The 17,726-nt window shown below is 60.3% G+C and carries 10 protein-coding genes; 1 reads left to right on the top strand and 9 read right to left on the bottom strand.

Translation table 11 applies throughout. The features are described 5' to 3' along the window. Positions 1-3: 3 nt before the first annotated feature. From J2S31_RS01155 to J2S31_RS01190, 8 genes are all read right to left on the bottom strand, one after another. The gene (locus tag J2S31_RS01155) at positions 4-5,889 is read right to left on the bottom strand and encodes an alpha-2-macroglobulin family protein (protein ID WP_237097210.1); all 5,886 of its coding nucleotides are present in this window, start codon (positions 5,887-5,889) and stop codon (positions 4-6) included. Between the two features lie 134 nt (positions 5,890-6,023). Then, complete coding sequence (locus J2S31_RS01160; protein ID WP_237097211.1) at positions 6,024-7,175, bottom strand: DegT/DnrJ/EryC1/StrS family aminotransferase; 1,152 nt, start codon at positions 7,173-7,175, stop codon at positions 6,024-6,026. Then, positions 7,172-7,801 carry an acetyltransferase gene (locus J2S31_RS01165; RefSeq protein ID WP_336886588.1) on the bottom strand — a complete coding sequence of 210 codons (630 nt, stop codon included), beginning with the start codon at positions 7,799-7,801 and terminating at the stop codon, positions 7,172-7,174. The genes J2S31_RS01160 and J2S31_RS01165 overlap by 4 nt, the downstream gene beginning before the upstream one ends. Before the next feature lie 28 nt (positions 7,802-7,829). Next, entirely contained in the window at positions 7,830-9,125 is a 1,296-nt protein-coding gene (gene glnT / locus J2S31_RS01170; protein ID WP_237097213.1) for a type III glutamate--ammonia ligase, read from the bottom strand. 17 nt (positions 9,126-9,142) lie between these two features. Next, complete coding sequence (gene asnB, locus J2S31_RS01175; protein ID WP_237097214.1) at positions 9,143-10,888, bottom strand: asparagine synthase (glutamine-hydrolyzing); 1,746 nt, start codon at positions 10,886-10,888, stop codon at positions 9,143-9,145. Between the two features lie 39 nt (positions 10,889-10,927). Beyond that, positions 10,928-12,364 carry an aminomethyl-transferring glycine dehydrogenase subunit GcvPB gene (gene gcvPB, locus J2S31_RS01180; protein WP_237097215.1) on the bottom strand — a complete coding sequence of 479 codons (1,437 nt, stop codon included), beginning with the start codon at positions 12,362-12,364 and terminating at the stop codon, positions 10,928-10,930. Then, on the bottom strand, positions 12,361-13,728 hold the full coding sequence (gcvPA, locus tag J2S31_RS01185) for an aminomethyl-transferring glycine dehydrogenase subunit GcvPA (protein WP_237097216.1): 1,368 nt from the start codon (positions 13,726-13,728) through the stop codon (positions 12,361-12,363). Before gcvPA ends, gcvPB begins: the two co-directional genes overlap by 4 nt. Positions 13,729-13,850: 122 nt before the next feature. After that, the gene (locus J2S31_RS01190) at positions 13,851-14,666 is read right to left on the bottom strand and encodes an aldolase/citrate lyase family protein (protein WP_237097217.1); all 816 of its coding nucleotides are present in this window, start codon (positions 14,664-14,666) and stop codon (positions 13,851-13,853) included. A 303-nt stretch (positions 14,667-14,969) separates the two neighbouring features. On the opposite strand from J2S31_RS01190, the gene J2S31_RS01195 reads away from it, so the two are divergent. Next, the gene (locus J2S31_RS01195) at positions 14,970-16,844 is read left to right on the top strand and encodes a polysaccharide biosynthesis protein (RefSeq protein ID WP_237097218.1); all 1,875 of its coding nucleotides are present in this window, start codon (positions 14,970-14,972) and stop codon (positions 16,842-16,844) included. A gap of 44 nt (positions 16,845-16,888) precedes the next feature. Here the strand turns inward: J2S31_RS01195 and J2S31_RS01200 are convergent, their stop codons facing one another. Further along, entirely contained in the window at positions 16,889-17,725 is an 837-nt protein-coding gene (locus J2S31_RS01200) for a hypothetical protein (protein WP_237097219.1), read from the bottom strand. Between the last annotated feature and the right edge of the window lies 1 nt (position 17,726).

Consider the following 17,726-nt stretch of genomic DNA (forward strand, 5'->3'; position numbering starts at 1 on the left):
AACTCACTCCTCAACGATCAGGTGCGACGGGATGCCCTTGCCGTACACGTCGGGATCATACATTTCCTCCGCGTGCACCGGCATCTTCAGAAACTCGCCGGTGGCGATGGCCTGCGCCGCGTACGACAAATGATAGTTGCCAGGCATCAGGTAATCGGAGTAGAACCGCACCGCGTCGTGGCGCAGTTCCTTGTGATAAAAACTCCAGCGCGAATAGTTGTACGAACGCCAGTCGGAGTACTGGAGCCACCACGAGCCGCCCGCGGCTTTGAACGCCGCCTTGTCGGCATCGACGGTGGAGGCGGTGGCGAGCTGGCGGTTCACCGGTTCCAGTCCGCCGGGCACCGGATCGTCCACCACCACGAAGTTGCGCGCGGACGGGATCGACATAAAAATATCGACGCGCACCAGCTCGCCGCGTTTGATCTTATCGCCGTCGTTCAGCAGAACCCATTTGCCGTTCCGCTCCACCGCGTATTCCTTGCGGATCTCGATGCCGGCGTTGATGTGCTCGGCGTGCTCTTCGAGCGGTGCGTATTGCAGGCGCGTCGAGATGTACAGCCGCCCCATGCCTTTTTTCTCGATGATGACTTTGGTATTGCGGCCGGGGTCGCCTTTTTCTATGGGACGCGTCAGCGTCGCCGTGGGATCGCGCTTGTCCTTGAACTCATGCTCGCCGAGTTTTTTGCCGTCCATCAACGCGGTGACGAGGTATTTCGGATCGGTCTGCTCGTAAGCGCGGCTGTAGTCGATGAGCGCATTCATGCAGAACATGTTCTCCTGCGTGTTCTCCCAGTGGTCGCGCTGGCCGCGCGTCTGCGTGATGAAGCGCACCAGCTTGAACGGCGCATTACCGAGTTTTTTGTTCAGGTTGGAATGCCCCGCCGTCTGCGTGAGCCCCGTCAGGATGGCGCAGTTGGTGCGGAGCGGCGAGGACAGGATGCGCGAGTAGCTGTCGTCGAGCGTCTCCGAGAACACGAACTTGCCGCCGCTCTCGCTCGAATGCGCGAGGATGGAGTCCAGCACTTCTTCAACGACCGGCAGGGTGTCCTTGATGTTCAGCGCCGCCTGCAGGTAGTGTGCCTTGCCGAACAGGCTCATGAACGGCATGTGCGGGCGAAAGCGCTCGATGTCCTTTTTGCTCACCTTGCGGTGCGTGGACAATGCCGCCAGCGCCACGGCGCGCACGGTCGAGGCCATGCCCTTGCTGTAGAACGTCGGCAGGACATCGCGTTTGAGCAGGTTCTTTAAATATTTGTGAAGCGCGTCTTCCACATGAGCGGGCACTTCATATCCCGCCGACCGCATCCAGTTGAACGCCAGCGCCGTGTATGCGCTCAAGTAAGGGCTTACATACTGATCCTGAGGGATGTAGTACACCATGCCGCCGTTCGGCGCCTGGTAGTTGACCGCCGATTTCAACATGTCGCGCGCCACCGCGTCAGCTTCCTCCCACTTGAAATCGGCGGGCATGTGATCTTTCAGGCTCAGGTAGTGCGACGCCATGACGCCCTTGCTCAACACCTGCTCCCAGCAGATGTACGGATAGTCGCGCATGTACTCGAACGCGCCGCCCACGTTGCCGATGACGGTGGGTGAAAGCACCACGCCGACCGAACCCACATCCGGGTGAATGTTTTTCGGGAACGCGATCGACTCCTCCGTATGCGGCAGGATGGTGGAGACGTAATTCGCCGCGGTTTCCAGCGACCGGCGCTTGAGCACCGGTGTTTTGTAAACCAGGCCGTCGCGGTCGATGTCATCCCCGGCGGTCACGCGGAAGCGCACCTCGCCTTTTTCGATGTCGCGCGTTTGCGGCAGGGAAACCGTGGTGACGGGCAGGAACACCGTCTGCCGTTTGAACGGCTCGAGGCGCACCGTGTGCGTGGCCAGTGTGGGCTTGCCCGCATCGATGTCGCCTTCGGCCTGGATGGTGACGGTGAGGGTGCGCTCTTTATCGGTGCGGTTCATCACGCTGAAGCCCGCATTGAAGACGTCGCCTTCAGTCACCTGGTTGGGCATGACGGGCCGCAGTTCGGTTTCCTTATTCACTTTGAACGTGCCCTCGCCGAGACCCATGAGGTCGTCCGGCGTCACCGCAAACGCCAGCACGCGCCAGCCGGTCAGGTTGTCCGGCGCGGAGAACTCAATCGACACGTTGCCGTTGGCGTCGGGCGTCAGCGCCGGGTTCCAGTAGCTGACGAATTTGAACAGCGACCGCATGGCGAGGTCCGCGCCACCGTCGCCGCCGGGATTGGCGCCTTTCTTCTCGAACTTCTGGCGGCCGACGAGGCGCGTCAGCAGGCTGAAGTTTTTGAGGTCGAGCGCTTCCAGATCGTACAGCCCTTTATAGGGATCGAAGTAATCGCGCCCGCCCTGCAGGAGATCGAACACCGCCTCATCGAGCACGGCGACGGCCAGTTCATAAGGCCGGTCGCCCGCGTTGAAACGCGGTTTCACGTTGAGCGCCACTTTGATGGTGTCGCGCGGCTTATAAGTGTCCTTCTCCGGTTTGGCGGTGACCACCAGTTCCTTGTACGGGTCCTTTACCGGCACGCGCGTGTAACCGAGGCGGAACGTCGGCTTGCCGAGATCGACCCCGGTTTCATCCAGGGGCTTGTCCACGCGCGGCGACACCACCAGCACCGACAGGTAGAAGCCGGGCAGGAAATCCGGTTCCACTTCAAACTCGACCACCGGCGTCGCCGTGTCGAACGTCGTCACCCACTGCTTGAGCACGCCGTAACGCTCGACCGAGATCAACGCCTTCGCGCCGGGGAACGGGTTCTGCACGAGATAGCGTGCCGTGTCGCCGATTTGGTATTCCTCTCTTTCCGGAATCAGTTGCAGGGCATGGGTGTTGTCTTCCGCCCACACGACGCGGCCCTTGCCCGCCACCCAGGCGCGCAGGCTTGCCGTGTGCGCGCGGCCCTTCGTGTCGGTGATGGTCGCGGTCAGGCGGTACGACCCCGGTTCCTTTGGGATGAACGTGCAGATGTTGGCTTCAGTGGACGGTATGCCCTGGCAGTCGCCCGCCTTCTCCCACGAATGTGTGTACTGCGTGAGGTACGCGTTGCCCGCGCCCTTCACCCGGCTGGCCTTGGTGACGAGCCGTTCGATGTGGATGGCCACCGGCGTGCCGCTCACCGGTTCGCCGTGGCCATTGACCACGATGTACTCGATGTCCGCCGGTTCGTCTTCCTTATAAAGCCACTTGGAACTGTGCAGGCCGACGAAGCGGTCGCGTCCCAGAAACTTCGCCGAGGTCATCGACGCCACGAACTTGCCGCGGTCGTCCTTCACCGCGCTCTCCACGCTGAGCGTGCCGTAAAAAATATTCTTCACGTTCTGGTCGGTGATGGCGAACGCACGCACGAGGTCGCCTTTGGCATCGACCGCGTCTTCCTTTTGATACAGCGTGAGCGTCTGGTAATAATGTTCCCCCTCGGCGGTGAAGTGGAATGCTTTCGCGCGCGGGTGTTTGGAATAAAACGTCTGCTCGTGCAAGGTGGCGGTGAGTCGCGCCGGGGCGTCGGCGTAAGGTCCCCCGGCGTGCATGCGCGCCAGCGTGGTGATCTCCACTTCGCTGTCCGGTTCGAAGGCGGTTCCGTTTAAGGAGTTGCTGACGCGGAAAGGCGAAGGGGTGAAGTCGGTCACCAGAACCTGCAAAGGCATCCAACTAAATTTGGAGAACCCGGCCGCGAGGCGGAACTCGTACCAGCCCACCGCGCCGGATTGGGGCACGGTGAACTCGCCCGCGTAGGTGCCGAACTTCGACAGCGTGATGTCCTTCACTTCATGGACTTTCTTGCCCATCGGGTCGCGCACCTCCAGCCGGTAACCTGCAAGCGGCGGCGTGATCAGTTTTTTATTGTCCTGGTCGCGCACGAACAGTTTGAACTGGATGGTGTCGCCCGCGCGGTACACACCCTGCGCCGTGGTGCCCCAGGTCTGGATGTGACCGTACTGCCTCTGCATGCTGGGGTAGGCTTCGTAATTGGACACGCTTCCCGAGTCCACGCCGAAGCGCTGGTCGTCGAGCGGCACCAGGGCCATGTCTTCACCGCGCTCGATGCGCACGAACAGGCGCTCGCGGGTGTCGTCGTACCAGCCGTAGCCCAGGGTTTTGAGTTTGGGATCGAGCGCCTGGGTGCCGTCGAGCACGGCGAGCCCGTCGTCATCGGTCAACGCATCGCTCAGGATCTGCTTGTCGGCGGAGAGGTCGGCGATCTTGTCTTTGTAGATCATGACGTGTGCGTCGGGCACCGGCTGGCCGGTGGCGAGGTCCGTCACCCACACCGAAGAATTGTAATGCCCCATCTTGACGTGTACGCCGAACGGCGTCACCTGCGCCAGCAGGGTGCGTTCGTAATCGGACTTGGGCACACCGGGTGTTGTGTTCAGGTGACCGTACAGCACGCCGCTTTTGCCATCCAGCGCACCGCGTATGTCGAGCGGCAGGGCGTAGGCGATGTCTTCCACATCGTCCGGCTTCACCTTATGGATCAGATTCGTTTTCCGGTCGGTAGCTGTGAGCCGTTTGTAACGGAGCGTGATGTCTTTCAGGTTGGTGACCACCAGCGGCACTTCGGTCTGTTCCTGTTTTTCCAGGGTGGCGGTGGTGTGCTCGAGATGAAAGTCCGGGTTGCGATGATCGGTGTAAAACTGCAGGTCGAATCCTTTGGGCAGGGTGCGGCCGAACTCATCTTTCAGCGTCCCGCCTTTGGAGGAAATCTTATACTCCTGCGCCGCCTTCAGCACTTCGGGAAGATTCACGCTGTAATGCCGGTCCTTGCGGTGTGGACTGCGCAGGCGCGAATAGCCGTAGGCGTTGGCCCAGGGGTCGTAATCGGTGCGGCCGCCGGCGAGGTCGGGAATGAACGTCACGTGTTGCTTGATTTCTTCATGGATGACCGGGGCGCTGAAGGTGAGCGAGATCGATTGCAACGGACTGCACTTGTACATGGGCAACAGCGCATTGTTGGCATCGATGACGATCTGTTTGTTGTCGTTGTTCCAGCAGGTGACGCCGATGAAACGGAACTCGGGAAACGTACGGAACTTTTTCACCGTGCGCTGGGTGATGCCGGGTTCGGGCCCGAGCGCGGAGACCAGCCCCGGTTCGATGTTCAGGAACGCTTCGGTATCCCATGGCAATTCTTTTTGTGGTTGCACCAGCCACACACGCCGCGCCTCAACGCCGTCTTTCACCGTTGGCTGATCGTCGCTCTTCTGGTTGGGCGGGCGGTCGAGATGCAGAAATCCCTTATCTCCGGGGATGGGCACGATGACCGGGAGCTGGCGGTCGTTGGGATCCGGTTCGACGGTCAAGGGGTACCGCTGACGTTTGTTGCCGCTGTCCAGCAGGTACAGGTGTTCGGCAACCGACGATTGCGTGACGGGTTGATCGAAGGTGATGCGCATCACCGGCCAGCCGGGCGCCTTCCAGGTTTGAAACCACGCGTAGCGCACGCGCGGGCGGTGCGTGATGAAGCGGTGAATGTAAAGCTGGGAAAGGGTTCCGCCGTCTTCCGCTTTGATTTCCGGCCGGATGGTGATCTCGTACTGCGTCGCTTCCTGCAGTTTGTCTTCCTCTCCTAATTGACACGCCAGCGCGCTGGTGTTGAGCCACCGCCATTGACAGTTGAGTGCGGGGTGGATGCCGACGGGCACTTCGCCACCGGTGCGCTCCATGCGTCCCAGGGGCACCACCGGCCGGTTGAACTGGATAACGATCTGCCTGCCGGAAGGCACATCCGTACCGCTGGGCGTGATGCGTACCACCTCCAGCGGTTGGCCTTGTGCGGCGGCGGGGGTGGGGGCTTGAATAAGATTGATCGCTATGAAGGAAAACAGACACGCCAGCACAGAGGCGACAGATGTTCGCATGGAGCCCTTCCTCTTTGAATTTGTGGTATGCGGGTATGGAAACAGGTTAATGAGTTTTGTTCGGATGCACAAATCGAATTTTTAAAGCGGGCGGCCGCAGTGGAAAAAGACGGAATTGGGATGAGGAAGGGAGTTCAATCCCGTTTGAGGACAGATTGCACGATATGGATAATGCGGTCCTGATCGGTTTCGGACAGGCTCGATCCGGAAGGCAGGCAGAGTCCGCGACCGAACACGTCTTCCGAGAAATTGCAGTTGTCCGCATGTGGGTGATAGGCACAACCTTTGAACACCGGTTGCAGGTGCAGGGGTTTCCACACAGGGCGGGCTTCGATGTTTTCCCTGTCCAGTGCGGCGATGATGTCCTGCGGTGTCACCGGTGAGCCGGAGTCGAGCGTGAGCACGGTGAGCCAGCGCGTGGAAGTGCCGAAAGCCGCTTCCGGCATGAAGCGCACGCCGTGTTGTCCTTCCAGCGCATTGCGGTATCGATCGAACACCGCACGGCGCTGGGCAATGCGTTCGTCCAGCACCTTCAACTGGCCGCGGCCGATGGCGGCGAGCACGTTGCTCATGCGGTAGTTGTAACCGAGTTCGCTGTGTTCGTAATGCAGGACGGGATCGCGTGCCTGCGTCGCCCAGTAACGCGCCTTGTCGAGCGCGGCGGTGTCCTGGGAAACCAGCATGCCACCGCCGGAGGTAGTGATGATCTTGTTGCCGTTGAACGAATAGACGCCGAACCGGCCCAATGTGCCGCTGGCCTTGCCGCGGTAGGTTGCACCCAGCGATTCCGCCGCGTCCTCGATCACCGGCACGCGGTATTTGTCGCAGGCTTTCTGGATCGCCTCCATGTCCGCGTTCTGGCCGTACAGGTTGACCGCAATCACCGCCTTCGGCACGCGGTCCTGGTGCCCCGCTTCCTTCAACGCGCGCTCCAGAGCCTGCGGTGAGATATTCCATGAAGAAGGCTCTGAGTCAATGAATACCGGCTCGGCTCCCAGGAACCGGATCGGCGTGGCGGAGCCGATGAACGTGAGCGAGGAACAGAAAACCGTATCGCCCGGACCGACGCCGCACAGCCTGAGGGCAAGATGAATCGCCGCGGTGCCGGAACTGAGCGCCACCGCACCCGCTGCGCCGACGTATTCCGCCATTTCTTTTTCGAACGCTTCCTGGTTGGGGCCGCACGGCGCGATCCAATTGGATTCGAACACTTCTTCGACAAATTTGCGTTCGTGTTCGCCCAGGTGCGGGGGCGACAGGTAAATGCGTTTGGGATTCGTGCTCATATTCGCTTCAGAATGCGCGCGGGCACACCCGCGGCGGTGACGTTGCCGGGAATCGGTTCCACCACCGCCGACCCGGCGCCGATGACGGTGTTTTGGCCGATGTCGATGCGGTTGGACACGGACGAGCCGATGCCAATCGATGCCGCCCTTCCTACTTTCACCTCGCCCGCCAGGTGCACGCCCGGGGACAGGTGCACGCCGTCTTCAAGAATGCAGTCGTGATCGACCGTTGCGGCGGTGTTGACGATGCATCCCACGCCAACCCGCGCGCCGGTGTGGACGACGGCCTGCGGACCGATCAGCGTGCCGTCGCCGACCGTGGCGGATGCGCACACCCACGCGGTGGGATGCACCAGCGTGGCGGCCGTGTGTCCCGCTTCGCGGTGTTTTGCGAGCAGTTTCAGACGCAGGGCGTTGTCGCCGACGGCGACGAAGAAATGCGTGAATTCCTTGAGATGATCGGCGGCGGCGTCGAATCCCGCGAGCACTTCAAAGTCGGCGACGCGCGCCAACTCCATGTGACGGTCGTCGGCGAAAGCGATACGATTCCACTTCTGCACGTCGCCGGCGATGGCTGCCGCCACCCTGCCGTGCCCTCCGCCTCCGAATATCAGCAACGCCGCCACGGATGTGTGTCCTTATACAAGATGCGGTTCAGCAATCCAGCGTGGACTGCCGTTCCCAGTCGCTCACCTGGCTCATGTAGCGGCTCCAGTCGTCGCGTTTGAGCTTCAGGTAGCTGTCGATGAATTCTCCACCCAGCGCTTCTCTGAACACGCGGTTTTTGTCCAGTGCGATCAGTGCGTCGTGCAGCGTGGCGGGAAGCTTTTTGACTTTGAGTTTGGTGAATATGTCGTACATGTTTTCGTCGCGCGGCAGGCCAGGGTCCATTTTGTTTTCGATGCCATCCATGCCGGCGGCCAGGAGACCCGCCTGCAGGAGGTACGGGTTCGCCGCGCCGTCGGGCAGGCGCAGTTCAAAGCGCCCGGCGTCGGGAATGCGGATCATGTGCGTGCGGTTGTTGCCGCCGTAGGAGATGCCGTTGGGCGACCACGTTGCGCCGGAGTCGGGCGTCTTCGCGTTCAGCCGCTTGAAGCTGTTGACCGTGGGATTGGTCAGCGCCGACAGCGCCGGGGCGTGGTGCATGACGCCCGCGATGAACTGGTACGCCTTTTCCGAGAGCTGGTGCAAGTTTTTGCTGTCGAGAAACAGGTTCTTTTTTCCTGATGCGTCCCACAGCGAGCAATGCGTGTGACAGCCGTTGCCCGTCAACGCGCTGAAGGGTTTGGGCATGAAGCTGACGCGCAGGTTGTGTTTTTCCGCCACGGCCTTGGTCATGAAGCGGAAGAACACATGCCGGTCGGCGGTTTGCAGTGCGTTGCTGTAGTGCCAGTTCATTTCGTACTGGCCGTTGGCGTCTTCGTGATCGTTCTGGTACGGTTCCCAGCCGAAATCCTGCATGGCGTCGCACACTTCCTTGATGAACTCGAAGCGCCGCATCAGCGCCAGTTGATCGTAACAGGGCTTGCCCAGCAGGTCGCGTTCATCGGAGATGCGGGAGCCGTCGGGAGCGAGCAGAAAAAATTCCGCCTCCACGCCGGTCATCATCGTCACCCGTTTCTTTGCGGCGTCGGCCATGACCCGTTTCAACACATTGCGGGGCGCGTGTTCGATGAGTTTGCCTTCCATGTACAGGTCGCCGGTGATCCACGCGACGTTCGACTGCCATGCCATCGGCGTGAGGGTATTGGCGTCGGGGATGAGAAAGATGTCGGGATGCGCCGGCGTCAGGTTGAGGTGCGCCGCGAACCCGGCGAATCCCGCGCCGGATGTTTCGGCTACCTTCGCCTTGGATGCGGGAATCAGTTTCGAGCGGATCACGCCGAACAGATCGACGAAGCTCACCAGCAGGTATTCGATTTTGTGTTTCTTGATGGATTCTGTAAGCATGGATGCTTCCGGATGGTTTAAGAATTGAAAAACGTCTTCAGCCACAGGGTGGTCATGATGAGCGTGCGGAGCGGGCGCGTGTGGTTGGCCTTGCCTTCCTTGTGTTCGTCGAGCAGTTTGACCGCTTCCTGCGTGTTGATGATGTCGTCGTTGGTGCCCGCCAGCAGGTCCCGCGCCCATTGGTACAGCGGGTCCTGCAACCAGTTGCCGATGGGGGTGGTCGGCATGCGCTTCTTGCCATACACGAATTCCCGGGAAAACACCTCTGCCGCGTGTTTCTTGAGATAGCTCTTGCCGATGCCGCGGTCGATTTTCTCCGTCAGCGGCAGGCGCGTGAACAGCTCGATCACGCGATGGTCCATGAACGGCGAGCGGCCTTCGGTGGACCAGCACGCCCCCATGCGGTCGCCCTTGACCAGGTTGTTGCCCGGCATCAACTGCGTGCATTCGTAAGCGATGATCTGTTCGATCGGTTGCAGGTCGCGCCACGGCTCCAGGGTCTTTTCGAAGTAGTCGAACGGGTCCTGCGTGTGCTTGTGGATGGTGTCGCGCAGAAGCCGCTTGCGCAGGCCGTCGTCCATGTAGCAGATCACGTTGTAATAGGCGCGCAGGGGAAAGTTGGTGCGCGTGGTGTCCTGAAAAAATTCCACGTTGTGGTTGAAGCCGAACAGCGTCTCGTCCGGTCCGTCGCCGGTGAACATGACGATTTTGCCTTCGCCGTGGGCCTTGCTCGCCAGCAGGTAAAACAGAAAAAACGAAAAGTCGCCGTGCGGTTGATCGGTGTGGTAGATGACCTTTTCCGCGAGTTCGGGGATGAGGGTGTGGTCGATCATCGCCGGTTTCAGCGCCAGTCCCAGTTGGTCGGCGACGAGGCGCGAGTAGGCGTACTCGGAGAAGCCATCGACGGGGAAATCGAGGCCGATGGCCTCCAGCTTGCCGGGCCACTGCTCGACCAGGTATTTGGCGACGACGGAGGAGTCGATGCCGCCGCTCAGGTACAGCCCGCCTTGCACGTCGAAATCCTTCTGCATGCGCACGGCGTCGCGCAGAAGCGCGGCGAACTCGTCGAAGTCCGGCGTGTGGCGTTCGTCGAAGAACGGCCATTCCCAGTAACGGTGCCTGGTGATTTTCAGTTCGCTGTCGAAATGCCAGTAGGTGCCCGGCTCCAGGTGATGAATGTTTTTGAAGCAGGTGTCCGGCGGTGGGCAGTAGTTGAGCGCGAACATGCGCGCGAGACCGTTGTAGTTGATTTCCCTTTTCACGCCGGGAAGGGCGAGCAGTCCCTTGATCTCACTGCAGAACGCCCAGCCGCCGTCGTGCTCCATGACGTAACACGGTTTGATGCCCGTGTGATCGCGCACCAGCACGCCGCGTTTTTCTTTTTCGTCCCAGAGAAAGAAGGCGAACATGCCGATGAGGCGTTTCAACATGGCCTCGCCTTCCTCGCGCCACAGGTGGACCAGCACTTCCGTGTCGCACCGCGATTTGAACACGTAGCCTTTTTTCTTGAGTTCCTCGCGCAAGGCGACGTGGTTGTAAATTTCGCCGTTGAAGACAACGCCGACGGTGCCGTCGGTATTGAACATGGGCTGGTGGCCGTTTTCCGGATCGACGACCGCGAGCCGCGCGTGACCCAGTACGGCGGGTCCGTGTTGCTTCACGCCCCATTCGTCCGGGCCGCGGTACATGATGGTCTCGACCATCTTCTCGACGAGTTTGGGATCGGAATTATTGGCGCCAATGATGCCGGCAAGTCCACACATAAAAAAACCTGGTTACCTCACGAGTTAGGAAAAAATGATTCAGTCGTCCAGAGCCTGATAGCCTTCGGGAATCTTGCGCGTGCGCCCGGAATGCGGCGCAGTGTTCACGTACTCCGCGTCGGCGAACGATTCGTGATACACCTTGCGGAACACGTTGATCACCTGGTCGAGGCTGGCCTTGGTTTCCGTCTCCGTCGGTTCGATCAGCATGGCGTGATCGAGGTCCTTCGGAAAATACACACACCCCGCGCCGAACAACGTCGGCGGATGCACGCCGTAGTCGATGAGCCGCTTGGCGAAGTTGTACGGCGTGGTCGGCAGATTCTTTCCCGACAGCAGGCATTCGTGCATGCAGGGTTTCGGGTAAATCGGCGGCAGGATGTCGCGCAGTTTCTGCTGGAAGTAATTCGCGTTCAGCACCGCGTCCTCGGAAACCTGCTTCAGGCCTTCCGGTCCGTTGAACAGGATGTAGCAGTAGCAACGGATCATCACCGCCATGTGGCCGTAAAACGATTTGAGGCGGCCGATGGAATGCGGCCGGTCGCTTTCGAACACGTACGTGCCGTCGTTTCGTTTGACGATGCGCGGCACCGGCAGGTGTTCTTCCAGGAACGCCTTCACCGCACAGGGACCCGCGCCCGGCCCGCCGCCGCCGTGCGGCGTGGACAGTGTTTTGTGCGTGTTGAGGTGCATGACATCGAACCCCATGTCACCCGGCCGCGCGATGCCCATCAGCGCGTTCAGGTTCGCCCCGTCGTAATACAAAAGCCCGCCCTGACCGTGCACGATCTCGGCGATGGTGGCGATGTTCTCCTCGAACAGGCCGAGCGTGGACGGGTTGGTCAGCATGATGCCCGCGACGTGTTCGTTCATCTTTTCGCGGACCACGTCGAGGTCCATGATGCCCGCGTCGTTGGTCGGGATGATCTCGCAGTCGAATCCTGCCATGACGGCGGACGACGGATTGGTGCCGTGCGCCGAATCGGCGATGAGGATGACGCGTCGGTCCTCGCCTTTCTTCTCAAAATACTTGCGGATGATGAGCAGGCCCGTCAGCTCCCCCTGCGCGCCCGCCGACGGTTGCAGGGTGACCGCGTCGGCGCCCATCAACTCGGCGATATACCCTTGCAGGTTGTACAGCAGTTCCAGCAGGCCCTGCATGGTGTCCACCGGTTGTAGGGGATGGATGCCGCGGAAGCCGTCGAGGTTCGCCATGGCGTCGTTGCGTTTCGGGTTGTACTTCATGGTGCAGGAACCGAGCGGGTAGGGACCGTTGTCCACGCCGTGGCTGTGCGCGCTCAGTTCCATGAAGTGGCGGACGATCTCGATCTCCGAAACTTCCGGCAGGCCGAGCGGCTCTTCGCGCAGGGTCATGCCGGGAAACAGGCAGGCGGTGTCCTCCTGCTCGAACTCGAAGTCGTGCACCCAACTGCCGCCGATGCCCGGACGGCTCTTTGCCGAAAGATGCGGGATCATGCGCACACCTTCTTCATGCACCGGGCGAGGCGATCCATATCCTGCCGGGCTTTGGTTTCCGTCACCGCGATCAACAGCAACTCGCCGTGCGGTGTGTCGTCGAAAGCGAGTCCGCCGAAAATGTTTTCCCCGCGCAGGGCGTCTAATACGGTGCCCGCCGGTTTGGGAAGTTTGACGGCGAACTCGTTGAACACGGGACCCGCGAAGGCGCGTTCGATGCCGGGGATCGAGGTCAGTTGCTTTATCAGGTAATCGGTTTTGTGGGCGATGATTTTGGCAAGGCGGGCGTAGCCGCTTTCACCCAGCAGGCTGAGATAGATCACGGCGCGAAGCGCGCACCACGCCTGGTTGGAGCAGATGTTGCTCGTCGCCTTTTCGCGTGCCACGTGCTGCTCGCGGTCTTCATACACCAGCGCATAAGCCGGGTTGCCGTAGATGTCCGCCACCTTGCCCACCAGCCGTCCGGGTAAAAATTTGCGGTATTCCTTTTTGCAACTGAGGATGCCGAGACTGGGTCCGCCCGCCGACAGCGGGATGCCCAGCGGCTGGCCCTCGCAACTGGCGAAATCCACGCCCAGTGATCCCGGCGTGGAGAACAGGCCGCTCAACAACGGGTTGAATGACATGCCGACCCGCACCCCGTGCGCCTGGCAGAGCTTGACGATGGCGGGAATGTCTTCCAGCACGCCGAAGCGGTTGGGCGTCTGGAACAGGAACACCGCCGGGCGTTCGGATTTCAGTTTGTCTTCGAGCGATTGCAGGTTCAGCCGTCCGGTTTTCGCATCGTGTTCCACCGTGTCGAGCGCGACGCGGCGCGGCGTGAGGTGGCTTTTTAAAATGTCCTGCCACTGCGGCCAGATGGCGTCCGCGTACAACACGCCCGCATCGCCGCGGTCGGAGGCGAGGCACCCCATCCAGCCCAGTTCGAACAGCGCCGTGCCGCCGTCGTATGACGAGCAATTGACGACGGGCAGGCCCATCACCTTCGCCATCTGTTCCTGGTATTCGGCGAGGATTTGCAACAATCCCTGGCTCATCTCCGGCTGGTACGGTGTGTAGGCGGTGAGGAACTCGCCGCGGCTGGCCAGCGCATCGACCACTGCCGGGATATGGTGATCGTACATGCCGCCGCCGATGAAATTGAGGTGCGTGTGTACGGTGGCGTTTTTGCCGGCGAGATCGCGCAGGTGTTTTTCCAGCTCCCAGTCGGGCACGGCGCGCGGCAGGTTGAGCGGTTGCTTCAACCGCAGATCTTTCGGGATGCCGGTGAGCAGGTCGTCGATGGACTCCACGCCGATGAAGTTCAGCATCGCCTTGCGGTCTTCGGGACGGTGTGGCGTGAAGGATTTGGGAGTGTCGATCATATTAAAACTTAAAATGTGGCCGGACGGTTCCGGATTGTAGCAGGGAGGACGGCCGGGCGGATGTGAATGGACGCGCCATTATAGCAGACCTCTTTTTTGGCGGGTGGGCATAAAGTCATCGCCTAGCGCACTTTGCTGAGCAGTTTGACGATCTCGACGACTTTCGAGCGGTCGAGCTCGATCTGCTCCGGCGACCGCCGTTGCAGGTATTCCTCGTGTTCGCGCAGTTTTTCGATTTCGTATTTCAGTTTGGAGTGGTCCACGCGGCCGTCCTCCTCCACCAGGCCGCGTTGAAAGGTGCGCGACAGGATGACCGACGACGACCCCAGCCTGAGGTGCTCGCCCAGCACCATCTCGCCGGGAAGCTGTCCCTCGCCGATACGCGCGATGCCGCCGAAACCGAACGGCAACCCGGCGTTGAGGATGGTTTTCGCCAGGGCATCGACCATGCCGTCGGCCAGCGGCTGGAAGATGAAGTTCTGTTTCAGGCCGAGGTGCAGGTCGTTGAGGCCGATGTACACCTCTTTGAGGCCCGGCACGCGCACGATCGATTCGAGCGCGTCCGCCGCTTCCGGTGTTTCCACCAGCGGCACCACCCCGGCACGTCCGCCCACCTGTTCAGAAAAGCGGGCCAGCTCGTCCGCGGTGCGGAACATGGGGAGCATCAACAGTTCAGGCCCGATGGCCAGCGCCTCTTCGATCTCCTGCTCGATCCCCGGGTGCGGCGGGTTGAGGCGGATGAGCAGTTCCGCGTCCGGGATGGCTTCGCGCACGCGGCGGGCGTCGTCCATGCTGTGGCCGCTGATCCACGTATCCAGGTGGCCCTGCCGCTCTTTTTTGCCGATCACTTCCAGGTCGACAAAGATGCGGTTCACTCCGGCGGCGACGGCGTTTTTCGCCAGGTCCGGGTGGTTGGTGATGAGCATCAGGGTGAGCATGAGCGCTCCCTCAAATTAAAAAAAATTGAATTTCCGGCTTTTAGGCGGAACTTCGATCGCAAAACCGGGTGAAGCTACCCCGGATTTAATAAATTCAATAAAACCAAGGAATTGTACCACATTCCACAAAAACCGGGAAAGTTTGGCCTCATCACTTTCTAAAGGGGATTTTCATAATGAAAAACAACCATTTATGGTAAACTCGATATTCCAGACTGTGCGCCTTAACAGTCGGCGAAGGGGAGCCCTACCATTTTTATACGCGCCGGCATTGAAACCGGGTGGCACGGAGGAACACCAGTCATGCGTGCATTCAATAAAAGATTCCGTAAGGTCATCCTGCTCGGGTTCGACCTGACGGTCAGCCTTCTGTCTTTATACCTGGCGTTTCTGCTGAGGTTCGAAGGTGCACTTCCCAAAGAACAGATGGAGGTCTTTCTGGACCTCGCTCCCATCGTTCTTTTATGCCGCGCGTTTTCCTTTGCCCTGTGCCGTTTTTATTCCCGCTTCTGGGAGTATGCCAGTTGGGAAGATCTGCTGCAGATTCTGAAAGCGGCGGCGATGGGAACGGTGCTGGTTCTGATCTTCATGTTTCTGTACAACCGCGCGCATCTTGTTTCCCGGTCGGTGTTGTTCATGGACCTCATCCTGGTGGTCCTGATGCTCGGCTCCTCGCGTCTGGGCTGGAAACTTCTCACCGACCGCGAAAACCAGGAAGCCGGCATCCGCGGCAAGGGCCGGGTGCCGATCCTCATTCTGGGCGCGGGTTACACGGGCGCTTACCTGCTCAAACACCTGCGCCGATTCTCGCCGCATTACCAGGTGAGAGGCTTCCTTGACGACGATCCCAAAAAACTCAATCACCAAGTCATGGGCGTCAAGGTCCTGGGCGGGCACCAGGACCTGCCGGAGTTCAAGGAATCGCTGGGCATTCAGGAGGTGCTGGTGGCGGTCACCAGCATGGACGCGGAGCGGATGGAAGCGGTGGTGAAGGTGTGCCGCGACGCCAACGTGAAATACAAAACCGTCTCCTCGTTTTTTGATCTGGCCACGCACCAGCCGCACATTTCCAAAATCCGCAATATTGAGATCACCGACCTGCTTGGCCGCGAGCCGGTGTACCTGGATCTGTCGATGATCCAGAACATGGTCGGCGGCAAGAAGATCATGATCACCGGCGCGGGCGGGTCCATCGGCTCCGAACTGTGCCGCCAGTTGCTGGAATACGATCCGGCCATGCTCATCATGATCGACAAGTGCGAGAACTACCTGTACGACCTGAACATGGAGCTCAACGCCGAGATGACCAACACCGAGCGGAAATATTTCTTTCTGTCGGTCACGCAGGAGAAAAAACTCGACGCGTTGTTCCAACGGTTCCGGCCGCAACTCGTGTTTCACGCCGCCGCGCACAAGCACGTGCCGCTGATGGAGGAGAACGCGGACGAGGCGGTGCTCAACAACGTGCAGGGAACGCGCATCACGGCGGACTTGTCCGAGCGCTACGGCGTGGAAAAATTCATTCTCGTTTCCACCGACAAGGTGGTGCGCCCGACCAGCGTGATGGGCATGACCAAAAAGATCGCCGAGCGCTACATTCAACATAAAGCGGCGCAGTCCAAGACGGATTTCATGACGGTGCGCTTCGGCAACGTGCTGGGGAGCAACGGCAGTGTGGTGCCGCTGTTTCAGAAACAGATCGAGCGCGGTGGTCCGGTGACGGTGACGCACCCGGACATGGAACGCTTCTTCATGCTGATTCCGGAAGCGGTGCAGTTGATTTTGCAGGCGGCGACCATCGGCCGCGGCGGCGAGATCCTGATGCTGGAGATGGGACAGCCGGTGAAGCTGATGGACCTTGCGGATAAAATGATCCGTCTTTTAGGGTACACCCCGGGCGAAAACATGGAGATCAAAATCACCGGCATGCGCCCGGGCGAGAAGCTGTCGGAGGAGTTGGTGGATGACGGCGAAGAGGTGATCGACACCCTGCACAAGAAGATCAAGCGGCTGTGTTCCGGCGTCGCGCCCGGAGACGGGTTCGCGGCAAAGGTGGATGCGCTGGTGGCTGACGGCGCGCGTCTGGACGCCGCTTCCTACCGACAGCGGCTGGTGGATTTCATTCAGGAAGCATGCAGTAAACCCGCAGTTCCCTCCTATTTAAACAAAAGCCAATAACCCTGCCTGTCGGCATCGTTCCTTTTTCCTTTTTAAGGGCGGGATCAATCGCCGGTCCCTTCGTCTTTTTTGTTCTGTTCGTTGTAAAGGTAAGTGATTACGGTGAGCGTGAGAAACAGGGCGATGGCGATGAGCCCCAGTCGTCTGCGGTCCTGGGACACGTTTTCCAGCCGGGCGATGTCTTCGGTGAGGGTGCGCAGTTTTTTGCTGGTGTTCCGGGCTCCCTCCTGCACCTTCTCAAGATCCAGGCTGTGGGACACGCGCCGGACATTCTGAAGTTCTGTCGAAGCATCCGTATGCTGCTGTTCAAAGGATTGCATGGGAAAGCCGCGGATGGCGGCGATGCGCTGGCGCGTCTCCTGCAACCGTTCGGACAGGCCGGTCAGAATGGTTTTCAATTTTTCCGCTGGAGTGAACTCATGGCACAGACTGCACCGTTCCGCGGTCACGATTCCTGCGGCGGTGCGTTCAATGGCATGGGGGTTGTGGCAATCGATGCAGGTGGGTTGCCCAACCTGGAAGTGCGCACTGGATTTGTACGACTCGGCGGTTTGTGAATGGCATTTGGCGCAGACGTCCGTCACCTGGGCCTGCGGCGGCACACCATGAAACCCTTTGGATTTGGACATGGCTTCCAGGGTGAGGTCCTTTGGATCGCCGCCGTGGCACCCGTCGCAGGTGTTGCCGACTTTGGCGTGCACGCTGTCGGTCCACAAGGCCACGGGGTGACTCAGGCGCTCGTCATCCAGTCCACCGTGGCAGGTGATGCAGGAATTGTTTTCCTGCGGGACGGTTGCGGCCCGCGAGGCCATCGGCAGGCTGAAAATCAGCACGGTCATCAGCGCCGCCGCAATGGAATTCGAACGTCCGGTACGCATCATG

Source organism: Nitrospina gracilis Nb-211 (assembly GCF_021845525.1).
Taxonomy (GTDB): Bacteria; Nitrospinota; Nitrospinia; order Nitrospinales; family Nitrospinaceae; genus Nitrospina; species Nitrospina gracilis_A.